Source organism: Idiomarina sp. UBA4206 (genome assembly GCF_002383015.1).
In the GTDB taxonomy this organism is placed as follows: domain Bacteria; phylum Pseudomonadota; class Gammaproteobacteria; order Enterobacterales; family Alteromonadaceae; genus Idiomarina; species Idiomarina abyssalis.
In genome coordinates this window covers 8308-11131 of sequence record NZ_DFTS01000068.1, presented here as the reverse complement: position 1 = coordinate 11131, position 2824 = coordinate 8308, and the positions used below count along the sequence as shown (strand labels likewise).

At 44.8% G+C, this 2824-nt stretch carries 2 protein-coding genes and 1 pseudogene; 1 reads left to right on the top strand and 2 read right to left on the bottom strand.

Features of this window, described 5'->3' with window-relative positions; genetic code table 11:
* Positions 1-440, bottom strand: a pseudogene (locus B3180_RS13740) (glucose-6-phosphate isomerase); the annotation flags it as partial.
* A 286-nt stretch (positions 441-726) separates the two neighbouring features.
* Here B3180_RS13740 and B3180_RS13735 point away from each other — a divergent pair.
* Entirely contained in the window at positions 727-1638 is a 912-nt protein-coding gene (locus B3180_RS13735; RefSeq protein ID WP_414653610.1) for an exopolysaccharide biosynthesis polyprenyl glycosylphosphotransferase, read from the top strand.
* A 28-nt stretch (positions 1639-1666) separates the two neighbouring features.
* Here B3180_RS13735 and galE read toward each other — a convergent pair whose 3' ends face one another.
* Positions 1667-2680: a UDP-glucose 4-epimerase GalE gene (gene galE / locus B3180_RS13730; RefSeq protein WP_278358209.1), complete on the bottom strand. Its 1014-nt coding sequence runs from the start codon at positions 2678-2680 to the stop codon at positions 1667-1669.
* Positions 2681-2824: the final 144 nt, after the last annotated feature.

Sequence of the window (2824 nt, the reverse complement as noted above, 5' to 3'; positions counted from 1 at the left end):
AACACCGCATAAAGCTGTCCGCCATCCATCGACGAAACAAAGTGAACTTGTAGGTCATGCAAAACCGCATCGTCAGCAAACTCTTTTAACGCAAACGCGCCCATTTGCGGGCCCAAGTCAGAGCCACCTACACCAATATTGACCACATCGGTAATAGGCTTGCCGGTCGACCCTAGCCAGCGGCCAGAGCGCAGCTTCTGAACCACCTCAACAAAGCGGGTTTTACGGTTCGTCTGCTTAGCTACCGCGTGAATAGAGCGGCTTAACGTGTGGGTTACCGGGCGGTTTTCACTGACATTCAGATACTCACCACGGCTAAGCTGCTGGCGAGCGTCATTAAATGACTCAGGTAAGCGTTTGCTTGCCTGCTCTGTTAATTCATTTACTGACAGCTTCTGGTAGCTGGTATCCAGTGCCAGATAAGGTCCGTTTTTTATCATCAGTTATTTCCGTTTTTTATTTCCTTGTAGCCTGACGTTATTACGTCAGGTACGGTGCTGTAAATATCGCCACTGCCTAATTATTTAAACATTGGTTAATACGGTTAGATCGCACCTGATGCAATAGCATCAGGCTACGACTGGGCGCATTAGGCTACGGCTAGGCGCATCAATCACGTGCAATGTCTCTGGGGCAAAACTATATCAGGAACTCGGTGCTTAGTGCCAAAGTTTCTGATATAGTTGCGGCATTTCTAAATTAGCAAAAGACATTAAAACACAGCCCATGCTCGGATTAAGAAAAGTATCCCAAATCCACGTTTACTGCCCCAAAGAGGCAGAAGCACTTATTTCAGACATTCTTGATCATCATAATATCAGCTTTGTGTTAAATGAGTTTAATTTGCAGGCTGGCGTTCCCAAAGTCGTTTGTCATTACCGTTCGTACGAGCTTACCGACGAGCAACAGGACTTCCTAATTTCAGCGACAGAAATGGGAGCATGGGTAGAGCCTCTGGTTAATTATCTGGATCGCCGAATTTGTTACACCGAAACACGGTTACTGGATGCGAATTATTTTCTGCAACAAAAAGCCTTTTCGATACTGTCCAACAGTCGCAACAAGTTCTGGAAACGGTCGTTAGACCTCATGGCATCAGTAATGGGCTTAACTGTATTAAGCCCATTACTGCTATTAACCGCCATCGCGATTAAACTGGAATCTAAAGGCCCCGTTTTTTATAAACAGTTTAGAGTCGGCTTATACAATAACGAGTTTAAAGTCATTAAATTCCGCTCTATGCGTAATGATGCAGAAAAAGATGGGGCGCAATGGGCTCAGAAAAATGATTGCCGAGTTACAAAAGTCGGTAAGTTTATCCGAAAAACACGTATCGATGAACTACCACAGCTTATCAATGTATTAAGAGGGGAAATGTCAATTATAGGCCCACGGCCGGAACGCGAGGTCTTTATTGAAGAGCTAGAGAAAGAAATTCCCTACTACCGCTTCCGTCATGCGGTTAAACCCGGCATTACGGGCTTAGCACAGGTAAGGTATCCTTACGGAGCGTCGGTAGAAGACGCTATGTGGAAGCACAAATACGATATTTTTTATATCAAGCACCACAACTTTTGGGCTGATATAAAAATTATTTTACTGACTATAAAAACCGTATTTTTTGCCAGGGGCCAATAACCCCTGGCTAATTTTCTTAATCACTACCTTACTTAAACCCTTCCGGGTTCTTTGACTGCCAACGCCAAGTATCGCGAAGCATTTCTTCTAAGCTAAACCTAGCCTTCCAGCCCAAGACTTCCGCCGCTTTACTTGGGTCAGCAAAGCAAGTCGCTATATCCCCTGAACGGCGAGGGGCAATTTCGTAAGGAACAGACTTTTCAGACACTTTCTCAAAGGTTTTTATCATATCAAGTACTGAGTACCCTTTCCCGGTACCTAAATTAAACGTATGAACACCTGCGGTACGTTTAATCACTTCCCAGGCATCAGCATGGCCTTCCACTAAATCCATAACATGAATGTAGTCACGAACCCCGGTACCATCGGGCGTGTCATAATCATCGCCAAACACTTTAAGTACCGGCAACTTACCGACAGCAACTTGCGAAATATAAGGCACTAAGTTATTAGGGACCCCATTAGGGTCTTCCCCGATCATGCCACTTTCATGAGCACCCACTGGATTAAAATAGCGCAATACGGCAAAAGCCCAACGACTATCCAGTGCAGAAATATCGTTCAGGATATTCTCGATAACCAACTTAGACTCACCATAAGGGTTGGTTGTTTGAGTACGTGCACATTCAGTTATCGGCACTACTTCAGGATCACCGTATACCGTTGCCGACGAGCTGAATATCAAACGAAAAACTTCGTGTTGTTTCATGACATGCAATAACGCCAACGTGCCGCCCACGTTATTGTGATAATAGTCCACAGGCTTGGTGATAGACTCCCCAACCGCCTTCCACCCCGCAAAGTGAAAAACAACATCAATAGCATGTGCCGAGAAAATCTCACTCAGTAAGGCTTCATTTAAAATGCTGCCTTTGAAAAAAGACACCGACTTACCCGTCAGTTTTTCAACCCGCTTAATTGACTCTTCACAAGCGTTCGACAAGTCGTCAATAACTACGACGTTCCAACCTCTTTCTAATAACAGTAAAACGGCGTGCGAACCAATATAACCAGCCCCACCTGTTACTAATGCTGTTGCCATTCAAGATATCCTTTCTAATTAAATTTCTATGCTACCTGTTATAAAACGGCGCTCTGTTATCCGTATAGTCATACAAACGGGCGCGACGTTGCAACTGTTGTCCACCGTTTCGTGACAATGGTACCCAGGTAAAGCCAACGCGCT